Below are 7,148 nucleotides of genomic sequence, written 5' to 3'. Positions count from 1 at the left end.
CCTTCGGATCCCCGTCAGGCCCGCGGGACCTTGTCCCCCGGGCCTGACGGCGGGCGAACTCGCTCCCAAGGTTCGCGCGCTGATCAACCGCCTGTTCTACCCGACGTAACTAAACACGGCATGCCGGCAGCACGCCTTTACGCTCAAGCAAGCAATCGTTCATCCATCGTGGCTATACTTGTTGTCTCGCGTTAGGCGGTCGATGTGAAACCTGTCCGGCCGCGCGTGATGATCAACACTTTCCGCCACCTTCTAAAAACGGACCGTTATGACGCTCAATTCGCTTCCTGCCTGGCCGGCGCTCCAGGCGCATTACGATGCCATCCGTGACGAGCGCCTGCGCGACTGGTTCGCGCCGCAAAACGACACCAAACCGTCCCGCGCCGAGCGCCTGACGTTCGACGGCGGCGGCATCTCCGTCGATTTCTCGAAGAACCGCATCACCGAAGCCACGCTCAAGCTGCTCGTGGAGCTCGCCGGGCAGGCGAAGGTCGCAGCGAAGCGCGACGCGGTATTCGCGGGCGACATCGTCAACGTCACGGAACATCGCGCAGTGCTGCACACGGCGTTGCGAGCGACCGACGACAACTCGCCCTTCCAGAAGGAAATCCGCGCTGAAAAAGCCAAGATGGCCGCGTTCGCGAACAAGGTTCGCGACGGCTCGTGGACGGGCTACACCGGCAAGCGCATTCGCCACGTGGTGAACATAGGCATTGGCGGTTCGGACCTTGGCCCGAAGATGGTCGTGCACGCGCTGCAGCACCTCGCGCTGCCGGAGATCAAGACGGAATTTGTCTCCAACGTCGATGGCGCCGATATCTACAACGTGCTCAAGGACATCAATGCCGAAGAGACGCTGGCCATCGTGGTATCGAAGACGTTCACCACGCTCGAAACCATGACCAATGCGCGTTCCATGCGCGACTGGTTCGTGAAGAGCGGCTGCCCGGAAGACGCGTTGTCGAAGCACTTCGTGGGTGTATCGGCGAATCCGGAGGAAGTGGTCAAGTTCGGTATCGCGCGCGAAAACGTCTTCGAGATGTGGGACTGGGTCGGCGGCCGTTATTCGCTGTGGTCGGCTGTCGGCTTGTCGATCGTGATCTCGGTCGGGCCTGAAAACTTCGAGAAACTGCTGGCCGGCGCGCATGCCATGGACGAGCATTTCCGGACCGCGCCGTTCGAGCGCAACCTGCCTGTCCTGATGGGCATGATCGGGATCTGGTATCGCGATTTCTTCGAGTCGCAAAGCGTGATGGTCGCGCCGTACTCGCAAGCCATGCGGTATCTCTCGTCGTATCTCCAGCAGCTCGAGATGGAGAGCAACGGCAAGTCGGCGCGGCTCGACGGCACCATGGTCGATTACCCGACTGCCGCCGTGATCTGGGGCGAACCCGGCACCAACGGCCAGCACGCGTTCTATCAGATGCTGCATCAGGGCCCGACGCTGATTCCGGTCGACTTCATCGCGGTATTGAAGCCGGAGCATCCTCTCATCGATCATCACGCCAAGCTGCTTGCGAATTGCTTTGCGCAAAGCGAAGCGCTGATGCTCGGACGTACGCTTGAAGAAGCGAAGAAGGTTGCGGGCGAAGGCAAGGAAGCACTCGCGACGCATTTGAGCTTCCCGGGCAACCGTCCGACGACCACGATCATCCTCGATTCACTCACGCCGGAAACGCTCGGCGCCGTGATTGCGCTGTACGAGCACAAGGTGCTCGTACAGGGCGCGGTCTGGGACATCAATTCGTTCGATCAGTGGGGCGTGGAACTGGGCAAGATTCTCGGCAAGGTCGTTGAAGCCGATATCACCAGTTCGAAGTCCGATCCGTCCAAGCACGATTCGTCGACGTCGGCGCTGATCGCGCGGGCGCAGGCCGCACTGAAGAGCATCTAAGCGGCATGGGGCGTTCCGGTCACTTGAGACTGGTACGCCCTTCGTTTTTTATACGCTCAAACTGTTCACGATTCGCCCGGCTTCGATTGTCACCGTCGCATCGCAGCGCTCGGCGAGTTCGGTATCGTGCGTGACGAGGATCAGCGTTGCGCCGTTGCGCCGGTTCATCTCGAACATCAGGTCGATGATCGCGTAACCCGTCGCGGCGTCCAGGCTGCCCGTGGGTTCATCGGCGAAAAGGATGGCTGGATGCGTGACAAACGCACGCGCCAGCGCCACGCGTTGTTGTTCGCCACCTGACAAAAGCTTCGGATAGTGCGCGGTCCGCTGACCCAATCCAACTTGTTCGAGGAGGTCGCGCGCACGCGACGTGATGTCCTTATGCGGCACGCCGCCACGCAATTCCAGCGGCAACATCACGTTTTCCAGCGCGGTCAGATGCGGCATCAACTGGAACGACTGGAACACGAATCCGACCGACCCGCTGCGCAATGCCGCGCGTTCATCTTCATTGAGCGCGCCAAGGTCACGGCCGAGCAAGCGAACCGACCCGCTGCTCGCGCTGTCCAATCCGGCGAGCAGCCCAAGCAAAGTAGACTTACCCGAGCCCGATGCGCCGACTATGGCGACGCTGCTGCCTTTTTCTATCGACAGGTCGATCTGATCGAGGATGATCAATTCACCCGTCGCGTCCTTTACCCGCTTGCTTAAACCCCGTACTTCAATGACTGGTTCGATATTGTTTGGCATGGAGAGACTTAAGGTGAACTGGACACCACGCGCCAAGCTGGCGCTGCTGGCGATGGTCGGATACGCGGCCACGGCGCCGGCACAAGCGGCCGATGCGTTGGCCCAGACCACAATGGCCGCGCCCGCGGCGCCGGCCATTGTGGTGCTGGGTGACAGCATATCGGCGGAATACGGTCTGCCGCGCGATACAGGATGGGTCAACCTGATGCGCCAGAAGCTGACGCAAGAGCGCTTCGATTATAGCGTCGCCAATTCAAGCATCAGCGGCGACACGACCAGCGGCGGCCTCGCCCGCCTGCCCGCCGCGCTCAACCGGATCAAGCCGAAGGTGGTGATCGTGGAACTGGGCGCCAACGACGCGTTACGCGGCGTCCCGCTAGCCACCACCGAAACCAACCTGCGCACGATCATCGAAAAATCGCAGGCGGTCCATGCGAAGGTTTTACTCGTCGGCATGTACGTTCCGCCTAACTATGGCCCGGACTACTCGCAAAAATTCCACGCCGTGTACGAAAAGTTATCGAAGGAGAAACAGGTGCCGCTCGTCCCGTTCCTGCTTGCAGGCATGGAGAACAAGCCTGAAATGTTCCAGGCAGACCAAATTCATCCGACCCCTCAGGCCCAGCCTTTGCTATTGAACAACGTCTGGCCAGTTTTGAGACCTTTGCTGGGCACGCCATCGAAATGATGGGGATTTAGCCGTTTTTGAAGCGATTCACGTTTAAACCCCGTCACGCGTTGCCCAGCCGGCTTTCAGCCATGCGCGAAGAAAGGCCACGATTCAGCATCAAGACTTTCGCGTAACCCTGAAAAAACCCCGGCTCCGCTTGTGAGCGCATTGAAAGGAGGTAACGTGAAATATTTACCAATTCTCGCTATGACCGTCGCGATCTCGGCTTGCGCCGCTCAACCGCCCGCTAACGTCAGCCAGGTCGGCACGAGCCAGCAACCGCCCAAGGTGGTCGCACAATGTATCGCGCAGAAATGGGCCGATAAATCACAGCAACAAGTGGTGTCGCAAGACACGCTCGCGAACGACATGGCAGCCGATGTCTATGTTCCGGGCCAGCAACCGCCGAACGGCGCCGCCGCCGTCGTGCGTCCCAACTATTCGGGCCCCGGTTCGTGGGTCGGCTTCCGTGCCGCTGGCGCGGGCGGCAGCGACGCCACTGGCGATATCCAGGCCTGCCTGTAAGCAGGTTTTAGCGATAAAAAAAGCCCCGCTGGTTTTGGCCAGCGGGGCTTTTGTTTGTGTTGCGTACGCGTGAGTACGCTTCAGTTTATTGCGGCTGCTCTGCCGGCGCGTTGGTGGCCGGTGCATTGATCTTCACCTTGGAGCGCGCCTTCAATGCGTCGAGATACGATTCCATCTCGGCCTGGGCATAAACCTGCGCGACCTGCTGCTGCGCACCCGTCAGGCGGTCTGCGGCAACCGGCTCCGGCTTCTCGATCCCGTCCACGCGGTAGATCGCGTAACCATCGGCGCCAAGATCGACGCCTACGTAGGTTGGCAGCTTCGACGAATCCACCTTGAAGATCGCGGCGAGCGCTGCGGGCGGCACGCCTTGCGCGTCGTTACGCGATACCTTCGCCACCGATGAGAACCCTGTCGTCGAGTTTGATTTCTGCACGTCGGCAAGCTTCGCCGCGCCGTCCTTGCGCGCCATCTCCGCGGCTTGCTCTGCGACGACCTTGGTGCGCACTGCGTCCTTGATCGCGTCGAGCGCGGGGACGGCCGCCGGCTTGTAGTCCGTCACACGGGCTGCGACCAGCGTGCTGTTGCCGATATCGATAGCCTGCGTGTTGTTGCGCTCCTTCACCGCGTCCGAAGCAAAGATGGCGTTCAGGACCTTCGGGTTGTTCAGCGGGCTGTCGGCCGGCAGCTTCGGGTCGGGCTTCGGTCCGACCGTCGCGGTCTGGATCTGCAGCTTGTATTTATCTGCGGCAGGTTGCAGCGTCTTCGATTTTTCGTAGACGAGCGACGTGAAACCTTCGGCTTCATCGGCGAGATTTTTCGCGGCTTGCGTCGCGGTGACGTCACGCGTGATCTGGTCCTTCACTTCGTCGAACGACTGGGTGGCGGACGGCTTGACGTCGGTTGCCTGGATGATGTGGTAACCGAAATCCGTCTGCACCACGCCGCTGATTTCGCCCTTCTTCAGGCCGAACGCGGCGTCGTCGAATGCCTTGCCGCCCGCGATCATGCCGTGCGAGAAGTACCCGAGGTCACCGCCCTTCGATGCCGAACCCGGGTCCTGCGATTCCTTCTGCGCAAACTGCGCGAACTGGTCCGGATGCGCCTTCACTTGTGCGAGCAACGCGTCGGCTTGCGCCTTCGCCTTGGCCTTGTCGGCTGCGCTCGCGTCTTTCGGCGCGGTGATCAGGATGTGGCTCGCGCGCACTTCGGCCTGCGTCTTGAAGCGCGCGATGTTGTCGTCGTAGTACTTCCTGAGATCGGCGTCCGTGGGTTTGATCGCGGTCGCCAAGGTCGCCGGCGACATCACCAGGTACTGGATGTTCGCGGATTCCGGCGTCGTGAACTCGGCGCTGTGCGCGTCGTAGTAGGACTTGAGTTGCGCGTCGGTCGGCTGGACCTTCGCGGCGTAATCGGCGGTGCGCAAAGCGAGGCCCTGCACGTCACGACGCTGCTCGGCGATCTCGGTCAGGCTCTGCGCCAGTGTCTTCGACGTGAACGCGGTCGACTGGATGCTCGAAGGAAGCTGATCGGCAGCCAGGCCATAACGCACGCGCTCGTCGTATTGCTCGGGCGTGATGCCCTGCATGGCGAGCAGTTGCTTGTACTGGTCCAGATCGATCGAACCATCGGGCTTGCGCAACGACGCAATCGTCGGGTCGGCCAGAAGCGCGCGGCGCACGGCCTGATCCGATGCGGTCAGGTGCAGGCGCTGGGTTTCATCGGCGAGAACGCGCTGTTGAACGAGGCTGTCGATCAGCGAAGCACGCATTTGCGGCGTTTCGAACATCTTCGGGTCGAACTGCGCACCGAGCATCTGGCGCGCGCGATCGACTTGCTGACGCATCGCGCCGTCGTACTCGACACGCGTGATCTTGTGGCCGTTGACGCTGGCGACGTTTGCGTTTTCGTCGAAGAAACTGCTGAAACCCTGGACACCCACGATACCCAATCCCGGCACGACGATCAGGATCAACAGGGCCATCATCAGGCGTTGGTGGTTACGGAAAAAGTCGAGCATGCGTGACGATTCTGCCTAATACGAAACGCCCGATGTTACAGCAGCGGGCAATAAAAAAGGCGAACCGGAGTTCGCCTTTCTCGTGAATTCGGCCGGTGTGGACGAGGTGCGACCTCCTGCCGGTGAGCCTTATCAGTCAAGGCGTTGCACGATTCGACGAACCGCGGTGCACCTTGAAAGTACGCTCGGTCAACGAACGGGCACTCTGTAAAGCGCGCGAAGTATAACATCCGCGCCCTTCTTGCCCCCCTTCTTGCCCCCCTTCCGGCCCCCTCTGCGGACTCGATAAACGTGCCGCTGAAACAGGATCCGCAACAATGATCCGGGCCCGTTTTGCGCGGCGAAATCAGTGCACGGCGTCATCGAGCAGGGTCAGGTCGCGCCGGCGGGTTTCCGTCGACAAGGACACGCCAATCAGCGTGATCGCCGACAACACTGCCATGTAGACGCCCATGACCCAGAACGCACCGTCCGATAACCCGATCAGGTAGATGCCGAGCAAGGGCGCGAGTCCGCCCGACAGCACCGCGCCCAGTTCGCGTGCGAGCGCCACGCCCGAATACCGGTAGCGGTTGCCGAAGAGTTCCGAGAAGTGAGCGCATTGCGCGCCGAGCATGCTGTTCGCGCCGAGCGCGAGGCCGCCGAACATCGCAATGTCGACCCACAGCGGTTTGCCCGTGCTCACCATGTACCAGGACGGCACCGACCAGAGCAGCATGAAGATCGCGCCGCCGCGATACACCGCAATGCGCCCGATCCGATCCGACAATGCGCCGAACATCGGCGTGGTGATCACGCTGGCCATGCTCGCGATCAGCGCGCCTGTCGTGCCGATCGAACTCAGCGCGGACGGCTTCATACCCAGCTTCGCGGCGACCGTGCCGCCCAGGAACGCAATGACGACTGTGGTGTAGATCGTCGATCCGCCCTGCTCGGCAAAACGCATCAGCGTGGCGGCGAGTACGGGACGGCGGGCGTGGGTGATGACGGTTTTCATCGGCGACTTGATGACGGCTTGCGCGCCTTCGAGGCTCAGGAACGTCGGACTCTCACGCAAGCGCAACCGGATCCATACCGCAACGCCGATCAGCACTACGCTCGATACAAACGGAATGCGCCACGCCCAATCAAGTATGGCCTGCTCACCCAGCACGTGTTGCATGATGCTGAACGTGCCCGTCGCGAGACCCAGCCCGGCGAAGATGCCGACGAACGGCAGCGCCGCGAAGAAGCCGCGTTGTTTGACGGGCGCGTTCAGCATCATGCAACACGTGCTGGGTGAGCAGGCA

The 7,148-nt window shown here is 61.4% G+C and carries 6 protein-coding genes; 3 read left to right on the top strand and 3 right to left on the bottom strand.

Features of this window, described 5'->3' with window-relative positions:
• Positions 1 to 268 precede the first annotated feature (268 nt).
• The gene (pgi, locus tag ACRXB1_RS26305) at positions 269 to 1,894 is read left to right on the top strand and encodes a glucose-6-phosphate isomerase (protein WP_449493702.1); all 1,626 of its coding nucleotides are present in this window, start codon (positions 269 to 271) and stop codon (positions 1,892 to 1,894) included.
• A gap of 48 nt (positions 1,895 to 1,942) precedes the next feature.
• Here the strand turns inward: pgi and ACRXB1_RS26300 are convergent, their stop codons facing one another.
• On the bottom strand, positions 1,943 to 2,644 hold the full coding sequence (locus ACRXB1_RS26300) for an ABC transporter ATP-binding protein (RefSeq protein ID WP_062169908.1): 702 nt from the start codon (positions 2,642 to 2,644) through the stop codon (positions 1,943 to 1,945).
• On the opposite strand from ACRXB1_RS26300, the gene ACRXB1_RS26295 reads away from it, so the two are divergent.
• Both ACRXB1_RS26295 and ACRXB1_RS26290 read left to right on the top strand, forming a co-directional pair.
• Positions 2,619 to 3,332: an arylesterase gene (locus tag ACRXB1_RS26295; RefSeq protein ID WP_449493701.1), complete on the top strand. Its 714-nt coding sequence runs from the start codon at positions 2,619 to 2,621 to the stop codon at positions 3,330 to 3,332. The genes ACRXB1_RS26300 and ACRXB1_RS26295 overlap by 26 nt on opposite strands.
• A gap of 165 nt (positions 3,333 to 3,497) precedes the next feature.
• The gene (locus ACRXB1_RS26290; protein ID WP_062000838.1) at positions 3,498 to 3,839 is read left to right on the top strand and encodes a hypothetical protein; all 342 of its coding nucleotides are present in this window, start codon (positions 3,498 to 3,500) and stop codon (positions 3,837 to 3,839) included.
• Positions 3,840 to 3,924: 85 nt separating this feature from the next.
• Here the strand turns inward: ACRXB1_RS26290 and ACRXB1_RS26285 are convergent, their stop codons facing one another.
• Together ACRXB1_RS26285 and ACRXB1_RS26280 are read right to left on the bottom strand one after the other, a co-directional pair.
• A complete protein-coding gene (locus ACRXB1_RS26285; RefSeq protein WP_449493700.1) occupies positions 3,925 to 5,859 on the bottom strand; it encodes a SurA N-terminal domain-containing protein in 1,935 nt (644 codons plus the stop codon).
• Between the two features lie 346 nt (positions 5,860 to 6,205).
• The coding region (locus ACRXB1_RS26280; RefSeq protein ID WP_449493699.1) for an MFS transporter at positions 6,206 to 7,148 on the bottom strand (943 nt) is incomplete at its 5' end.

The sequence above is a fragment of the Caballeronia sp. M23-90 genome (assembly GCF_053574605.1).
Note: the sequence above shows the minus strand (reverse complement) of the source record. Positions and strands in the feature narration are given on the sequence as shown.

Bases quoted from the DNA above. Each gene is read 5' to 3' on its own strand.
- ACRXB1_RS26300 (WP_062169908.1), bottom strand. From the start codon at position 2,644: ATGCCAAACAATATCGAACCAGTCATTGAAGTACGGGGTTTAAGCAAG.
- ACRXB1_RS26295 (WP_449493701.1), top strand. From the start codon at position 2,619: ATGACTGGTTCGATATTGTTTGGCATGGAGAGACTTAAGGTGAACTGG.
- ACRXB1_RS26285 (WP_449493700.1), bottom strand. From the start codon at position 5,859: ATGCTCGACTTTTTCCGTAACCACCAACGCCTGATGATGGCCCTGTTG.
- pgi (WP_449493702.1), top strand. From the start codon at position 269: ATGACGCTCAATTCGCTTCCTGCCTGGCCGGCGCTCCAGGCGCATTAC.